18 protein-coding genes and 1 pseudogene are annotated in these 17,104 nt (G+C 35.7%); 18 read left to right on the forward strand and 1 reads right to left on the reverse strand.

Features of this window, described 5'->3' with window-relative positions:
• Positions 1-304 precede the first annotated feature (304 nt).
• The 4 genes from B5F09_RS12895 to B5F09_RS12910 all read left to right on the forward strand — a co-directional run bounded on the left by B5F09_RS12895 (position 305) and on the right by B5F09_RS12910 (position 4,801).
• Positions 305-706 (forward strand): helix-turn-helix domain-containing protein, encoded by a 402-nt coding sequence (locus B5F09_RS12895; protein WP_087374668.1) that lies wholly within the window; start codon positions 305-307, stop codon positions 704-706.
• A gap of 358 nt (positions 707-1,064) precedes the next feature.
• Positions 1,065-2,255, forward strand: a complete 1,191-nt coding sequence (locus tag B5F09_RS12900; protein WP_087374671.1) for an ABC transporter permease — start codon at positions 1,065-1,067, stop codon at positions 2,253-2,255.
• A gap of 10 nt (positions 2,256-2,265) precedes the next feature.
• On the forward strand, positions 2,266-2,934 hold the full coding sequence (locus B5F09_RS12905; RefSeq protein ID WP_087299342.1) for an ABC transporter ATP-binding protein: 669 nt from the start codon (positions 2,266-2,268) through the stop codon (positions 2,932-2,934).
• Between the two features lie 28 nt (positions 2,935-2,962).
• Positions 2,963-4,801, forward strand: a complete 1,839-nt coding sequence (locus B5F09_RS12910) for an ABC transporter permease (RefSeq protein WP_158095856.1) — start codon at positions 2,963-2,965, stop codon at positions 4,799-4,801.
• A gap of 126 nt (positions 4,802-4,927) precedes the next feature.
• Here the strand turns inward: B5F09_RS12910 and B5F09_RS15340 are convergent, their stop codons facing one another.
• Complete coding sequence (locus tag B5F09_RS15340; RefSeq protein ID WP_087374675.1) at positions 4,928-5,122, reverse strand: transposase; 195 nt, start codon at positions 5,120-5,122, stop codon at positions 4,928-4,930.
• Positions 5,123-5,284: 162 nt separating this feature from the next.
• On the opposite strand from B5F09_RS15340, the gene B5F09_RS12920 reads away from it, so the two are divergent.
• The 14 genes and pseudogenes from B5F09_RS12920 to B5F09_RS12985 form a co-directional block, all read left to right on the forward strand.
• Positions 5,285-5,596, forward strand: coding sequence for a DUF6442 family protein (locus B5F09_RS12920; protein WP_087299336.1), 312 nt, complete (start codon positions 5,285-5,287; stop codon positions 5,594-5,596).
• Between the two features lie 6 nt (positions 5,597-5,602).
• Positions 5,603-5,815, forward strand: coding sequence for a helix-turn-helix transcriptional regulator (locus B5F09_RS12925; RefSeq protein WP_087299334.1), 213 nt, complete (start codon positions 5,603-5,605; stop codon positions 5,813-5,815).
• A 610-nt stretch (positions 5,816-6,425) separates the two neighbouring features.
• Positions 6,426-9,854: a VaFE repeat-containing surface-anchored protein gene (locus tag B5F09_RS12930; protein ID WP_087374677.1), complete on the forward strand. Its 3,429-nt coding sequence runs from the start codon at positions 6,426-6,428 to the stop codon at positions 9,852-9,854.
• 243 nt (positions 9,855-10,097) lie between these two features.
• Positions 10,098-10,412 carry a YdcP family protein gene (locus B5F09_RS12935; protein ID WP_005363246.1) on the forward strand — a complete coding sequence of 105 codons (315 nt, stop codon included), beginning with the start codon at positions 10,098-10,100 and terminating at the stop codon, positions 10,410-10,412.
• A 15-nt stretch (positions 10,413-10,427) separates the two neighbouring features.
• Positions 10,428-10,799, forward strand: a complete 372-nt coding sequence (locus B5F09_RS12940; protein WP_087299330.1) for a YdcP family protein — start codon at positions 10,428-10,430, stop codon at positions 10,797-10,799.
• Between the two features lie 74 nt (positions 10,800-10,873).
• Positions 10,874-12,100 carry a hypothetical protein gene (locus tag B5F09_RS12945; RefSeq protein WP_087299328.1) on the forward strand — a complete coding sequence of 409 codons (1,227 nt, stop codon included), beginning with the start codon at positions 10,874-10,876 and terminating at the stop codon, positions 12,098-12,100.
• A gap of 59 nt (positions 12,101-12,159) precedes the next feature.
• Positions 12,160-13,563, forward strand: coding sequence for an FtsK/SpoIIIE domain-containing protein (locus tag B5F09_RS12950; protein WP_087299326.1), 1,404 nt, complete (start codon positions 12,160-12,162; stop codon positions 13,561-13,563).
• A 171-nt stretch (positions 13,564-13,734) separates the two neighbouring features.
• The gene (gene mobT / locus B5F09_RS12955) at positions 13,735-14,949 is read left to right on the forward strand and encodes a MobT family relaxase (RefSeq protein ID WP_204215334.1); all 1,215 of its coding nucleotides are present in this window, start codon (positions 13,735-13,737) and stop codon (positions 14,947-14,949) included.
• A 4-nt stretch (positions 14,950-14,953) separates the two neighbouring features.
• Positions 14,954-15,085 (forward strand): DUF3789 domain-containing protein, encoded by a 132-nt coding sequence (locus B5F09_RS12960; protein ID WP_087287230.1) that lies wholly within the window; start codon positions 14,954-14,956, stop codon positions 15,083-15,085.
• Positions 15,085-15,306, forward strand: a complete 222-nt coding sequence (locus B5F09_RS12965; RefSeq protein WP_005363222.1) for a hypothetical protein — start codon at positions 15,085-15,087, stop codon at positions 15,304-15,306. The genes B5F09_RS12960 and B5F09_RS12965 overlap by 1 nt, the downstream gene beginning before the upstream one ends.
• A 67-nt stretch (positions 15,307-15,373) precedes the next feature.
• Entirely contained in the window at positions 15,374-15,838 is a 465-nt protein-coding gene (locus B5F09_RS12970) for a hypothetical protein (RefSeq protein WP_087287234.1), read from the forward strand.
• Positions 15,839-15,915: 77 nt separating this feature from the next.
• Complete coding sequence (locus B5F09_RS12975) at positions 15,916-16,158, forward strand: hypothetical protein (protein ID WP_087287237.1); 243 nt, start codon at positions 15,916-15,918, stop codon at positions 16,156-16,158.
• On the forward strand, positions 16,140-16,634 hold the full coding sequence (locus tag B5F09_RS12980; protein ID WP_087287239.1) for an antirestriction protein ArdA: 495 nt from the start codon (positions 16,140-16,142) through the stop codon (positions 16,632-16,634). Before B5F09_RS12975 ends, B5F09_RS12980 begins: the two co-directional genes overlap by 19 nt.
• 14 nt (positions 16,635-16,648) lie before the next feature.
• Positions 16,649-16,996 (forward strand): annotated as a pseudogene (locus B5F09_RS12985) (antirestriction protein ArdA); the annotation flags it as partial.
• Positions 16,997-17,104 lie beyond the last annotated feature (108 nt).

Here is a 17,104-nt window from a genome sequence, read left to right on the forward strand (position 1 = left end):
ATTATAGTATTGAATATTATTTATCTGGTAATGCTTTTAATAAATATAAGAAGTATTAAAGATTATGAAATTGCTACGATCTTAAAAGATGATAAAGATAATTAAAAAAGAAATATAGTTTTTGATAAAGGGGATTTTTAGAAACATAGGTATCAACTTGAAATACCTATGTTTTTATTTTAAATAATAATTTATATTACTAAACATGTGATAAACTATAAGTTGAGTAAACTCAACTATCAGTCGGTGGAGTATAGAAAAGAGATTATGCTATCATAAAAGTTGTCAAAGGAGTGAATAGATAATGAAAAAACAAACTTTTGGAAATATAATTGTTTCATTACGTAAAGAAAAGGGAATGACACAGCTTGAGTTAGCTGAAAAAATGGGGGTTACTGATAAAGCGGTATCAAAATGGGAGCGGGATTTATCTTTTCCAGATGTTAGCTCAATTCCTAAACTTGCAGAAATATTTGAAGTTTCCGTTGATGATTTAATGCAAGTAAAAACCAAAACGAAAGAAACTCCACCAGATAACAAAATAAATGAAATTATTCCACTTGCATTAAATGGAGTAGCTTTAGCAATGGGAATTGCAGTAGTTGTTCTTTTGTTTTTAAATGAAATTGAAATAAACTTAGCTATTAGGATGTTAGCAATTGGACTTGTATGTTTAGCTATTATGCAACTTATCAAAAAAGAATAAATTTTATTTAATTTATAATGGATATAATTTCTACCAGTCAATAATAAAATGACTGGTTTTTTAATTGTTAAATTTTAGAGGATTTGATATGCAATTTTATAAATAATGTAATTTAGTATATTTTAAATACTGTTATTTAAACGAATTAATTGCTTCTTAGTCAACTTATATTGGATTATTGTAAATAATATAATAAAATAAGAATATGATAATTTATTATTTGTTAATAAAAATACTTGGATTTTTGGTCGATTTCATGAAATTAATTAGGAATACTAAATTATTATAGAACATTTTTTATAGTTAGGTGCTTTATATATTAAGTTTACTAACTTAATTAATAGTAAGGGGTAGTAATATGATTATTTCAATGACAAAAAAGTTGATTTTAAGATCACCATTAAAAAGTATCTTAACAATAATATTTTCAATATCAATTATTATTTTTATTGGACTATATATAAATAATATAAAGACATTAGAAACATCACTGAGAAAATTAAGTCAAACAATACCAGTAACAGGAGAAATATGCGACATAAGCGGTAGCAAAACCACTGGTTTAGAAATTGATGAAAGAAAGGGAAACCAGATTATTTCTTCTCAATATGTCGTGCAAGCTAAATACACTATTCAAGTAGTAGCCAGTAATATCAATAATCAAAATGATATCAGTACAACATTGATGGGATGTAATTCAATTGATGCTTTACCGTTATTATATGATGATAATATTGATTTTATGTCAGGAAATGACAGTTCTTTTTTAACAGATGATAAAAATAATTGTATTGTTGAAGCTGAATTTGCTAAACAAAATAATATTGTTTTAGGACAGGAAATAACATTTTCATTATCTATTTATAAATATGATTCAGGCGTTTATTTAACAGATAATATTGATAATATAAAAATGAATGTTATTGGCATATATGATTATAATTCGGCTACTAATACATCGATTATTGTTCCGGTAAAAAGTTTAGCAAGACTAGTAAAAGAAAGTGGGAATGAAGTTTTTTATGATTCATTAAAATTTGAATTAAAGGATCCTGGTAAATTAAATGAATTTAAACAAGATGTAAAAAACATAGGTTTTTCTAATATTAATAGTCAGTCAGTTCAAAGTGTAGCTGGTAATAGCTTAATTGTTTATGACAATATATACATTGAAAATGCATCAAATATACTAGATGCACTTCAAATGTATAGATTATTTGAAATACCATTTATTATTTTAATGTTTGTATTATATGTTTTGGTTATTTTTCTATTGATAAAAAATAAGCAGTTAGAGATGGCAATATCACTATCATTGGGACAAAGTAAAAAAGCAGTAAATTTCAATTTGTTTTTAGAAATAGAAATATTAAGTATTTTAGGATGTCTATTGGGTGTATTAGCGTTAGTTTTGATAACAGATATTGAAATATTTAGTTTATTGATGATATTTTTTGGTTTTCTTATCTTATCTATTTTAGGAATTATGTTGGTAATTAAATTATTAATGAATTTTGATATTATGCAATTACTTAGTAAAACAGATTAGGAGGAAAATGATGGAATTATTAGAAACAAAAAATGTTAGTTATACATATCAAGGGAAATATCAAAAAGTAGAAGCTCTTAAAAACATTAATTGCCATTTTGAAAAAGGAAAATTATATGCAATTATTGGACAATCAGGAAGTGGGAAAACAACATTATTATCAATTTTAGCTGGATTTTGTAAACCTACTAGTGGTGAAGTATATGTTGATGGTAAACTTCTAGAAAAAAAGGATTTAGAATCTCATCGTCGTGATAATATTTCAATGATATTTCAATCTTTTCATCTTTTTCCGCTTTTAACAGTACTCGAAAATGTAATGTATCCTATGCAGATTATTAAAGAACCAAAAGATATTATTGAAAATAAGGCAAAAGAATTATTAGAAAAGGTTGGGATCCCAGCAACATATTATAAAAAATTACCAGCTATGTTAAGCGGTGGTGAACAGCAAAGAGTAGCTATTGCTAGAGCGTTAGCATCCAAAGCAAATTTTATTCTTGGAGATGAACCAACAGGAAATTTAGATAGTATAAATGGAACCAAAATTATCGAATTGTTTGAAAAGTTAGTAAATCAAGATTATTGCGTTATTATTGTTACTCATGATTTAAGTATTGCCGCTAAAGCTGATGTTGTTTATCAGATGAAGGATGGTAATATTGAATTGAAAAAATGATTAATTTATTGTTATGGAGAGAAAAACAATGATAAATAGTATAAAACAAATGAGTAGAGCACCATTAAAATTAATAGCACTATTTTTTATGATTATTATTAGTGCCGTATTATTAGTAGTGGGAAGTACGATGTTGATTAATTCAAACAAGCAGTTAAATGACATAGAAAAATCATGTATAACTCTAGCGACAGTTCAACAAAATGAAGATGCTATTGAAGTCAGTTCTACTTTTGATGGGGCTAGCAAAACTTATCGCAATTATAAATATCCAATATATGATTCAATCATTCCAACCGATATTTTAAAATTTGATAGTGCTAATTATTTATTGGAACCTGAAAAAAGACCTTTCTATGGTGCATATATGGAGGAATATAATACTTCTAGAAATTCAACATTTTCAGATGATTATACTGTTATTGAATTTACACCGGTAACTAATTGTGTCCCAGATCATCCTGTTGATGTTGAAGTTACAAACGTATTAAGTGGAGAATTGGAAGTTGGCTCTATAATATCATTTTGCGATTATTATAATGATAATCCACAACCCTTACAAGTTCAAAAAACTTATATAGCAACTGTTTTAATGAAAGATAATAATCATGATGATAGCGGTGGGATTGAATGGGCTGCATATGATTTTGCACCATTTACTACTCAACATGATAAAAATGGTAATTTGGTAGCTAGTGATATTAGTACTGTTACTGCTTCAATCGAAGAAGTAAATGAGACTTTTATAAATTCAAACAGAAAAGAAAAATGGCAAAATATGTGTGCTAGTTTTAAAATGCTTGATAAAACAATTCCTGTTTTGCCAACTAATAATTTAGATCTGTTACCAACTTTTCATTTAAAACAATCTAGTATTGTTGATGGAAGAAAAATATCTAAAAAAGAGTTTGATAATGGAGAAAAAGTATGTATTGTTTCTAAAGATTTTGCAACAGCAAATAACTTGAAAATTGGTGATGAAATAGAAATGCCTTTATATTTTGCTAATTATAATGAATCACCAGGTATTTTGTTTGGACATGATTCTAGATTGAGTTTTTCTTTGTTAAATGCTAATGGTGATATATATCCCGTTTTTTCTAACCATAAATATAAAATTGTTGGAATATATTACACTACAAAAGTGACTTCAATAAATGATACTACCGAAATGGGATATGATCAGATTATTATTCCTAGTAAATCAGTAAAAGAATCTGATGAAAATAATATTGCTGATTATGGTGTAATGTCTAATGAGACGACATCATTTATAATACCAAATGGAACTATTGAAGAATATCAGAATAATTTTTCTAAATTAGACAAAAGTAGTCTATTAAAAATTACATTTGATGATATGGGTTATACTCAAATGAAACATAATCTTGAAAATGCTAAAGAAAGTGCTTATATATTGTGTGCTGCTGGTATTATAGTAACAATGATAATTATTTTAATGGTATTATATTTTTATGTAATTAAACAAAAAAGGCAGATAGCAATTTTGAGGGCTTTAGGTACTAGTAAACGACAATGTTATCTTTTTATACTAAGTGGATTAGTTTTATGGGTTATAATGGGTTCTATTATTGGTAGTGCTATTGGATTTGGCTTAACAACAACTAATGATTCATATCAAAACAATAGTTATTTTAGCTATGAATATAGTTTGTTAAATTATGATGAAGATAACGAAAATGAAATAATAAAATCAGGGAATGATTTACAGCCTTCTCTTGTCAAAATATCAATTTTAACACCTATTATTCTTACTGGTTCTATTTTATTTGTTTGCTTAATTGCAACAAATAAATATCTAAAAGAAGATGTCATGCAATTGTTATTAGAAAATGAAGTAAAATGATAAATCTAAAAATTATGTGTCACAAATTTTAATACTTTAAACAATTAGATGCTATAATAAAGATTATTTTAAAATATTTGTCACTTTATTTTGCAGGATATTTTGGGATTGTCTATATATTTAATTTTATCTTTTTATCTGTTTACGTATGATTGTTTTTCGAGTATGATTTAATTGATCATTTATTAAGCGAATTACATGGAAATGATCAATCAGCAAGGTCGAGTTAGGAAAATATGTTTTTAGCAATGGTTTGAATATAATCATGGTAGTACATATATATACTCGACCTTTTATGTATTCGATAATATCTATATGCATGTTTATAATTTGTTATCTTAAATCAGTTTATCCACTCTTTTTCAGTTAATTCATAACATGTATTTGTATTTATTAAGATGACTTCGCAGTTATTGACAAGTAAACTTGGCAATGGTATATTTATATTGACAATAAAACTTGTCATATAAGGGGGATGTATCAATGAATAAAGAAGAAATATTAGCAAGAAGCAGAAACGAAAGAATAGATGAAGGTGTTATTGAAGCTGAAAACAGAGGGAGAAAATTGGGGTATTTTATTTTTAGTGTTGTGTGTATATTTATACTCATTTTTAATTTCATAAATGGGCAAAAGAGTTATGAAATCATGGCAGTAATTTTTGCGTTTTTAGGTGCAGAATCTTATATTAAATACTTATTTACTAAGCAAAAGGCATTCTTGATTTCTGCGATTGCAGGAGCTGTTGCCACTATTGCTTTTTTAGCTAATCATGTTTTATTAGTGTTGAGGTAAATTTGGATGAAAGAAAGTTTAATATTAAAAAACAACTTAAAGGAAGCACGTTTAAAACACAAATTATCGCAAGAAGCATTAGCTAATCTTGTTGGAGTATCAAGAAATACAATTAGTTCAATCGAAACTGGTCAATTTAATCCAACTGCTAAGTTAGCACTGATTTTGTGTATAGCATTAGATATGAAGTTTGAAGAATTGTTTTATTTCGAGGATTAAAAATATGTTGAAACAACAAAAGACAAGAAACTTTTAGTAAATCAGAAATATTGGTTAATACTTGATGGCAAGTTTATTAGCGTAATTGAAGATAAGCAACATAAACAGTATTATGTAAATAACAAATATATTGAAAGATCCTAGGGCTTGTGCTCTAGGATTTTTATGTAGAAAAGTTCAATAAATACAATAAATTTTACTGCCATTTTACTGCCATGACCAATTTTAAATAAAAAAACCGCACTAGAATGCGGTGTTTGTTACATATGGCGCCCCCGATAGGAGTCGAACCTACGCAAAACATGCCTTAGGAGTTCTCTGTGAACTGTGGTAACTGGTACTTCGATTATCCTTTTAGGAGCGTTTAATACCGTAAATCAAAGCAAAAGTCTTTGTTCATTTTAGAAGCTAATACTCGTAAGTGTACCACCATACACCGCAGAGTGTTAGCAGGCTGTTAGCAAAATGAACCTGTCTACTGCTATGATTCACAAATAACTACATATAAATATAAATCATTTATCACTAGAAATCAAGATACTCGTATGACTTGGACGTTCAGAAATGAGCGTCCTTTTTATATTTAAAATGAAAGGAGCATTTAATAATTATGAAAAAGATTATAAAACGATTGCTTACAGGTGTACTTACCCTTGCAACCGTATTTACCGCATTACCTGTCACACAAGTTCATGCTGCGGATTCCGTCTATACCACTACGGACGGTAAAGCAGGAACAATCGTCAAGGTTGACAATAGCGGTACAGAGATTAAGAGCTTTGAAGAAAGCATAATGACCGCTGACGGTCAGACTGCCTATTGTGTAGATATTAACACCAACTTTGAATCGGGATATAAAAACCGTGTTGACGCTAAAGACAGAATGAGTGACGACCAAATATCAGATGTGGCGTTGAATCTGGAATACGTCAAACAGTATTCCAAAACACACAGTCTTTCCAGCAAGCAAGTCTATCTGTTGGAACAATGCGTTGTCTGGCGTAGATTGAGCGTTCATTTAGGTTGGGGTTACAACAATGTACGAGCTGCCTATGACGAAGTATCAGAAAAAATCCAGTCAGAAGTCTATGAGAACGCAAAGGCTTTCGCAAAAGCGAATAAAGACCGTTACGACTGTGGCGGTTATATTTATGTCGGTGAGGGGCAGGATTTAGGACAGTTCTGGGCGAAGCTGGCTGTCGGTGATGGCAAGATTCAGAAATCGTCCAGTAATACAGCGGTTACAAAGTCTAATGACTGCTATTCCTTATCTGGTGCAACTTATACTGTCTATTCTGATAAAGGCTGCACGAAGTCTGTTGCCACACTTACGACAGATGGCAACGGGAACACGGACACTGTGGAGTTGAGGGCAGCGACATACTATGTAAAGGAAACGGAAGCTCCAAAAGGATTCCAGTTAGATAAGAACGTCTACACCCTTACGGTCAAGGCTGGTGAAACCACTACATTGAAAGTCAGTGATACACCAAAAGTCACTGATACTTTGGTGGAGCTTTTCAAGATTGATATGGAAACGGGAAAATCCACCGCACAGGGTAACGCTTCTTTGGAGGGTGCAGAGTTCGTCTGGAAGTATTATGACGGATATTACACAAAAGATAATCTTCCAGCAGAAGCAACACGCACATGGACGACAAAGACAATCGCTGAAAAAGACAGTAATAACGAAGTCCATTACATCACACGTTTAGCTGACGCTTACAAAATATCGGGTGACAGTTTCTACACACAAAACGGTACTGTCTGCCTGCCGCTTGGTACTATCACTGTGGAAGAAAAAGCTGCTCCAAACGGGTACTTGTTAGAGGGTGCATATATGCAGGCTAACGGAAGTTCGGAACAGATAAAAGGTGTCTATGTGGCACAGATTACAGAAGATGGTGAGCTTGCAGCATTAAGCGGCAGCAACCAGTATTCCGTATCAGACAAGGTGATTCGTGGCGGTGTGAAAATCCAGAAGCGTGACCTTGAAACGAAAGATACAAAACCACAAGGCGGTGCAACATTGAAAGATACTGCCTTTGAAATTATTTCCCTAAATGATAACCCTGTTTTGGTAGATGGCAAGCTATATAACAAAAATGAAGTTGTCAAGACAATCCATACAGGCGTTGACGGTATCGCTGCGACTGCCGCAGACACACTTCCTTACGGTCACTATAAGATTTCGGAATCTAAAAGTCCGACAGGCTACTTGACTACTGGTGCGACAGACCGTGAGTTTGACATTGTGAATGATGGTGAAATCGTTGACTTAACAGACGAAGCACATTCTGTTTACAATCAGATTATTCGTGGTGATTTGGAGGGTGTGAAAATCGGTGATGGCACTCACAAGCGACTTGCGAATGTTCCATTCAGAATCACCAGCAAGACGACTGGTGAAAGCCACATCATTGTGACTGACGCAAACGGTCAATTCTCCACTTCTTCTGAATGGGTATCGCATAAACAGAACACAAACGCAGGTAAATCCAGTGAGGACGGTATCTGGTTTGGTACTTCCACACCAGACGACAGCAAAGGTGCATTGCTTTATGACACTTACACAATCGAAGAATTACGCTGTGATTCCAACAAAGGAATGACACTGATTCCTGCCTTTGATGTGGTGGTTTCCAGAAATAAAACAGTCATTAACTTAGGCACTTTGACAGACGATTACGAACCAGAAATCTCTATCCATACTACCGCTGCCGACAAGGTGACAGGTGAAAAGTCAATCGTTGCTGGTAAGAGCGTGACTATCGTTGATACGGTCACTTTAGATGGATTGAAGAAAGGAACGAAGTATCAGCTCAAAGGCTGGCAGATGGTGAAATCTGAAAATGCAAAGCTTCTTGTTGACGGGAAACCAGTGGAAAGTGATTACTCATTTACTGCAAAGGATTCCAAAATGGAAGTTGAGGTTTCCTATACATTCAATGCCAGTGCTTTAGGTGGCAAAGACCTTGTGACATTTGAGGAATTATACGACCTTTCCAATCCAGACGAGCCTGTCAAGGTGGCTGAACATAAGGACATTGAGGACGACGGGCAGACCGTGACAATCAAAGAACGAGTGATTACGGTTCATACCACAGCTACCGACAAAGCAACAGGTGAAAAGATGATTGTTGCTGGTAAAGATGTGACTATCATTGATACGGTCACTTTAGATGGCTTGGAAAAAGGCACAAAATATCAGCTCAAAGGCTGGGAAATGGTGAAGTCTGAAAATGCAGAGCTTCTTGTAAATGGTGAGCGTGTAGAAAACGACCTTGCTTTTACCGCTACTGATACAAAGATGGAAGTTCAGATTGAGTTTACATTCAATGCCAGCAAACTTGCAGGTAAGGAGCTTGTCACATTTGAAGAATTGTACGACGTAACAAATCCAGACGAGCCTACGAAAGTGGCTGAACATAAGGACATTGAGGACGACGGGCAGACTGTGACAATCACAGAGCGTATCATCACTATGCATACAACCGCTGCCGACAAGGCAACAGGGAAAAAGACAATCGAAGCTGGTAAAAATGTGACTATCGTTGATACCGTTACTTTAGATGGTCTTGAAAAAGGTGTGAAATATACCCTTAAAGGTTGGGAAATGGTGAAGTCTGAAAATGCAGAACTTATCGTGAACGGTAAGCGTGTGGAAAATGACCTTACTTTTACCGCTACCGATACGAAGATGGAAGTTCAGATTGAATTTACATTTAATGCCAGTGAGCTTGCAGGTAAAGAGCTTGTTACATTTGAGGAATTATACGACATGACAAATCCAGACGAACCTATCAAGGTGGCTGAACATAAGGACATCAAAGATGACGGGCAGACGGTGACAATCAAAGAAAAACCAGAATCCCCTACTACACCAGATGAGCCTAGCACACCAACAAAAACAGGCACATCACCAAAGACGGGTGACAATACACCATTTGTCGCATTATTCGCTATGATGGGGATTTCCGCTGCTGGTCTTATCTTCGCAGGATATAAGAGATTTCGCAGAGTAAAGAAGTCTAAATAATACGGGAGGTCACGGTACATGAAAACGCCCCGTTCACCGCCCTATCATAAGAAAGTCAGTCTGTGGCTGACAATAAACCGAACTTCTGCTTGATGAACATTTATCTTTCTGAATGGGAATTGTCAAGGGTGCAAAGCACAAAGCAACGCCCTTGATGATTCACAGGCAGACAGATATTATCCAGACAGCAGAATAACATTATCAATCATTAAAAATATAGAAAGAAAAGAGGTAAATACATTTATGGAATTAAAACACGTTATCCCGAACATGGAAAAAACATTCGGAAATTTGGAGTTTGCAGGTGAGAATAAAGTGGAACAGCGTAGGATCAACGGACGTATGACGGTAGTTTCCCGTAGCTTTAACCTTTATTCGGACGTACAGAGGGCAGATGATATTATCGTGGTACTGCCTGCGTCTGCTGGTGAGAAAAATTTTGAGTCGGAGGAAAAGGTCAAACTTATCAATCCGAAAATCACCGCAGAGGGTTACAAAATCGGCACAAGAGGATTCACAAACTATATCCTGTCAGCAGACGATATGGTGAAAGCATAAGGAGGTAGAAAGATTATGAGATTAGCAAACGGAATCATTATTGATAAGGAAAAGACATTCGGAGTATTGAAGTTCTCGGCGTTGCGTCGTGAGGTACATATGCAGAATGAGGACGGTACGGTTTCTGAAGAAATCAAGGAACGTACCTACGACTTGAAGTGTAAGGAACAGGGACGCATGATACAGGTAAGTATTCCTGCCACTGTTCCGTTAAAGGAGTTTGACTACAACGCAGAGGTGGAAATCATCAACCCTGTGGCTGATACGGTGGCAACTGCTACGTTTCAAGGGGCAGACGTTGACTGGTACATCAAGGCAGATGATATTGTTTTGAAGAATAAAATAAATATCTCTAATCGTTCAACACAGAATCAAACACAAAAGTAATTCTAGTTCCATAATTGTAACAGCATATAAGTAGTGGTATAATCTTTTGCATGAGATAATGAAAGGAATAAATTATGAATAGTATTATTTTTAAATTGAAAGATACAGATAATAAAGAATATAGAGTTGACGGAAATAGTGAATCCTCCAATTTAATTATTAACGACAATTTTATATTAAATATATGCTCACAAGTGGGTATTGAAAATCTTAAACATCTTTCGCTTACACTTGGTGCAAATAACATGGCTCTGCTTATTAAAGATTATACTTTGACTGATACTGTATATATTGAAGGTTTCTATGACGTGAAATCCAATATTAGTATTTTCCAAACAAGAGCTACTAATATTCATATGACAGGACAAACAATACAACATATGCAAATTGATTGTAAAAGTATACTCTTAGCTGAATGCAATATAGAGAAACTGGATATTGGTGCACATGAACAACACAAGCGAATGATGAACAACCAAAGAGATAATATTTACAAAATGGATAAAGTAGATTTACGCAATGTATCTATTGGCAATTTAGAAATTTATGCGGAGTGTAACGATATTAACATACAAGGAAGTAGAATAGAAGAATTAAATAATAATGGAAACATGTTCAAAGAATTTACTTCTACAGTGTCCTGTTTACATTTATGGCAAAATACTAATATTGGGAAATTGACCATTTCTAATAAAATCAAAAAATTTAGAATAGAAGATTCTTCTATTGGGAGGTTGATGGCTCGTGCAAAATTATTAATAGATGAGCTAGAAGTTAAAGATTCCATTATTGAAAATTGTTATGGATTTAAAGAAAAGCACTTTGGAACTCCCAAATATGAAAGTTGGCAATGGATTGGGAAATCGGCAGAAAATTCAAAAGATTTACGCAAGAGGTCAGAAGCAAATTACCAAATGGCAAAGCTTCTTTATCAAACAGAAAAAAAGGGAGATAAATTTGTGAGTGGCATATTTGATTTTTGTACAGGTTATGGATATAAGCCACTTAGAATTATTAGAGCTTCTGGTTTGGTGATATTACTAAACACGATTCTTCTTACACTCATTAAAATTGTATCTATACTAAGCATTAGCTCCATTCCTCTAAATACCACAACTTTTTATAAAGGAATAAACGTGGTTTGGAAAAATTGTCTTATATCTTTTGCCGCTTTAGCAGGACAAAACCATTTTGTTATGATGGACGGATTACCATACTGGTTATCCGTAATAGAATATTTGTTGGGTGTAATTTTATTTGCAATGTTTGTGAATGGACTATATGTAAGATATAAGGAATAATATTTTAGCAGTAAATTCTACGGGGTTTGCTGCTTTTTTCATGGAAAGGAGAATTTTATATGCCACAATTCAATAAACGTGGGAATCGTATTCGAGCCAGCGACAAATCGCTGGTTTTTCGTTTCTCGGCTGGTTCGCTGCTCCTGCTGTTCCTTGTGGTGGTATTGCTGCTGAACCTAAAGACAATCCTAACAACGGACTGGAAATCGGTTAGTTTTCTGAAAGATGGCAGCGTCCATTTTTCGGTCACGCCATATATGATAGTGACGGTCATAGTGTCAGCTCTGGTCTGTGCGATTGCTGCCCTTTTATACCAAAGATTCCAGTATGACAGGGTGAAACAGCTCTTTCACCGTCAAAAGCTGGCAAAGATGATACTTGAAAATGGCTGGTATGAATCGGAAACTACACAGGACAGTGGATTTTTTAAGGATTTACCAGTGACCAACAAAAAAGAGAAAATCACCTATTTTCCAAAGCTGTATTACCGTATGGATAACGGACTATTGTATATCCGTACAGAAATCACGCTGGGGAAATATCAAGACCAGCTCCTACACTTGGAAAAGAAGCTGGAAACAGGCTTGTACTGTGAGCTGGTATCAAAAGAGCTGCATGATTCTTATGTGGAGTATGTCTTACTCTATGATACGATTGCAAACCGTATCACCATTGACGAGGTACAGGCTGAAAATGGCAGCCTCCGTCTGATGAAGAATGTCTGGTGGGAGTATGACAAGCTCCCTCATATGCTGATTGCTGGCGGTACGGGTGGCGGTAAAACTTACTTTATCCTCACTATCATTGAAGCTCTGCTCCGCTGCAATGCGGTTATGTATGTGTTAGACCCAAAGAACGCCGACCTTGCGGATTTATCCGTTGTCATGCCAGAAGTCTATTACAAAAAGGAAGATATAACCGCCTGTATTGATAAATTCTATGATGGTATGATGGCACGAAGTGAAGCTATGAAGCTCATGGAAAATTATAAGACAGGTGAAAACTATGCCTATCTCGGTCTTGCTCCACATTTTCTCATATTTGATGAATATGTGGCGTTTATGGAAATGCTGACGACAAAGGAAAACGCTGCTGTGCTGAATAAGCTCAAACAGATAGTCATGCTCGGACGACAGGCAGGTTACTTTCTTATCCTTGCCTGTCAGCGTCCAGACGCAAAATATCTCGGTGATGGAATCCGTGACCAGTTCAACTTCCGTGTCGCACTGGGGCGTATGTCAGAGCTTGGCTATTCCATGATGTTTGGTGAGGTAGACAAGGACTTTTTTCTGAAACAGATCAAAGGACGTGGCTACGTCGATACGGGAACGAGTGTCATATCAGAGTTTTACACTCCCCTTGTACCAAAAGGACACGATTTCCTAAGAGAAATAGGAAGATTGTCACAAAACAGGCAGGACGGACAGGCGGCGTGCGAAGCGGAAGCCGCAGGTACGGACTAGCCTGTATTGGTGTGGCTTGCCACACCAACCATTCGCCCCCGTTATCTAACAGGGGGGCACAAATTATCTGGAAACAGTCAATCAAATATCGGAAAGACCGCTAAAACAGTGGACTTTTCAAACATTCAAGGGAGTGTGACAAAATCGGGAAATGTCACATTCCTTTTTCGATTGGAGGGATTTTTACTGAATGATACCGATTGGATAAATGATTTTAAGGAAAAACGGACGCAGTACGGCGTTTCCCAGAATCAGCTTGCGGTCATGGCTGGTGTCAGCCGAGAGTATGTCAGCAGGCTTGAATCTGGAAAAGTAGCCTTGACGGAAGAAATCAAGGTGAAATTCACGGACGCTCTGGAGCGATTGAATCCAGACAATCCGCTGGAAATGGTCTTGGATTACGTCAGAATCCGATTTCCCACACAGGACGTAAAACACGTTGTTGAGGATATTCTCAAATTGAGGTTTGATGTGATGATACATGAGGATTTCGGATTCTACTCCTATGCGGAACATTATGTCTTGGGTGATGTGTTCGTGCTGACTTCACCCGATAAGGAAAAAGGCACATTGTTAGAGCTGAAAGGCAAAGGCTGTCGGCAGATGGAAAGCTACCTGCTGGCACAGCATAGGAGCTGGTATGACTTTCTCATGGACGCTCTGATAGAGGGAGGTGTGATGAAACGTCTTGACCTTGCCATCAACGATATGGCAGGAATCTTGGATATTCCAGAGCTGACAGAGAAATGCAACCATGAAGAATGTATTTCCGTATTCCGCAGTTTCAAGTCTTACCGTTCTGGTGAACTTGTCAGAAGTCAGGAACAGGATAAATACGGTATGGGAAATACATTGTATATCGGTTCGCTCAAATCGGAAGTCTATTTCTGTATCTACGAAAAGGACTATGAACAGTATGTCAAATACGATATTCCTATTGAAGATACGAAAATCAAGAACCGTTTTGAGATAAGGCTAAAGAATGAGCGAGCCTATTATGCGGTACGTGACCTGCTGACCTACCATGACGCAGAGCGTACCGCTTTTGATATTATCAATCGCTATATGCGATTTGCTGACAGGGAGGTGGAGAAACGACGCAGCGAATGGAAAACCAATGAGAAATGGGCGTACTTTATCGGTTCTGATCGTGGGCGTTTGAAACTGACGACCAAACCAGAACCGTACACGCTCACAAGGACGCTGAACTGGATAAGCAGACAGGTAGCTCCCACATGGAAAGTCTTACAGCAGATAGACAGTACCAACGGTACAAGTTATCTCAAAGATATTTTAGACCATGCGAAGCTCACCGAGCGTCATAAGAAACTGATTGAACAGCAGACGACTTCCACAGAGGAAGTCATTACAGAAACGGAGGAATGACAACATGAAACATATCTTATTTGACTTCTTCCTGTTCTCACTTGGGGCAGGATTCGGAGTAGTTACTATGTGTCTTATGCAGGCAGCAAAAGCCGCAGACAGAGAAATTGAAATGATGGAAAGGAGAAAGAGATAATGAATTTCGGGCAGAACTTATACAACTGGTTTTTATCTAACGCACAGAGCTTGGTGCTTATGGCAATCGCTGTTATCGGGGTGTATCTTGGTTTCAAGCGTGAGTTTTCCAAACTTATCGGCTTTCTGGTGATTGCCTTAATCGCTGTCGGCTTGGTATTCAATGCCGCTGGCGTAAAAGACGTACTGTTGCAGTTATTCAATAAGATTATCGGAGCGTAAAATTATTGTATTGCTTATATCTTAATGCTATAATTCTAATACAAAAAATCATTATTACGGAGGGAATATGGAAACTATAATTTATATCATATCAATCTCATTGCAATTAGCAGGAGCATTACTGTTAATGATATTTGTTCTTTCTACAAAACGTGAAAAGGTTATTCAGCGTTTTGCTGGAAATGGGATAATTGCAAGAGACAACAATACAAACGAGATTTTGTATAATGAAAAAGCATTTAAGGATTCTTTTAAAAACGCATATCTCAATAAATGTTCCTTTGCATTTATAGCATTGGGATATTTTATGGGTGTGTTCGGAGCAATTAACTATAATAAAGCTTTGGTTGGTATATTGATTGTTTTATGTACAGGTTTAATTATGGGAGCTACATATTTAATCGTCAATCAAATTGTCTCTCATTCTAAGGTTATAAACAAAAAAATAACTAATGAAGAATTAAGTTTAGCTGGTGTAGAACCAGACATAGAAGATATTCCTAACGACGAAATAGCCAAACTTTTTGAGTAAAAGAATAATGTGTAAAAGCAGTAACTTTTAATGGTTTACTGCTTTTTTCATGCAAATTTTTAAGATTGGAGGACAACATGAAAACAGATATTTTTGAGGATATGAAAGACCGTATCGGCTGCCATGTTTCTGACCTGCCCTACCGTAAACGTGAGGTATGGGAGGAAATCAAACGACAGCTACCGCTTACATATCCGAAAGAACAGTTAGAAAAATTCTCTCATTATGTGTTCGGTGTAGATTATGCTGTTATAATGGGAATACTGGAAATGAGGAAAGGAAGTGATAAGCCTTGCAGGAAATGCGAATCTACCTTTTAAACAATACAAAACCTTACCATGACGAGGACGACGGTTACTCTGGTGACTGGTTTAGCTGCCCTGTGGACTTTGAGGAAGTCAAAGAAAAACTCGGTGTGGAACATGAGGAACAGATTGAGATTGCAGACTATGAGCTGCCCTTTGATGTACACAGCGATATGCCACTTTGGGAAATCAACGCCAACTGCTACATGATTCTTGAATTGGAGGGTACGCCTATTGGCAATGAAATGAAAGCCATTCAGCAGAAATGGTTTGCCAGCTTTGATGAATTTATCGACCACAAGGACGAGATACGTTACTATGATGTGGGGGACGGTGCGGCACTGGCAGAATACCTTATTCGTGAGGAATCCGTTTTCGGTGAGATTCCCCACGAACTTTTAAAACATATCGACTACCATTCCTACGGAAGTGAACTGGAAATGGACGACAGATACCTTTTTACAACAAGCGGCGTATTCCGTTATCAGTAAAGGGGTGATGTAATATAGAAGAAATGCGAGTTTATATCGCCAATCTTGGAAAATATAACGAGGGTGAGCTTGTAGGTGCGTGGTTCACTCCGCCTGTCGATTATGACGAAATGGCAGAACGTATCGGCTTGAATGAGCGATACGAAGAATACGCTATCCATGATTACGAGCTGCCCTTTGAGATTGACGAATACACACCAATAGAGGAAGTCAACCGCCTTTGTGAAATGGTGGAGGACTTACCAGAGGATATACAGGACGAACTTTCAGAGCTGCTCTGCTATTACAGCAGTTTGGAAGAATTGTGCGAACACGCAGACGATATTATCCATTATCCCGATTGTGACGATATGACAGACGTTTATAAAAGTCAAGATAATTTGACCAATTTGTTGCAATTAAGTGTTCTCAGTTTTTTTAGGATTTAATTTATCTTTGATTCGATAAGATGGACCTGTGATATTAAATAA

Source organism: Erysipelatoclostridium sp. An173 (genome assembly GCF_002160495.1).
GTDB classification, from domain to species: Bacteria; Bacillota_I; Bacilli_A; order Erysipelotrichales; family Coprobacillaceae; genus Thomasclavelia; species Thomasclavelia merdavium.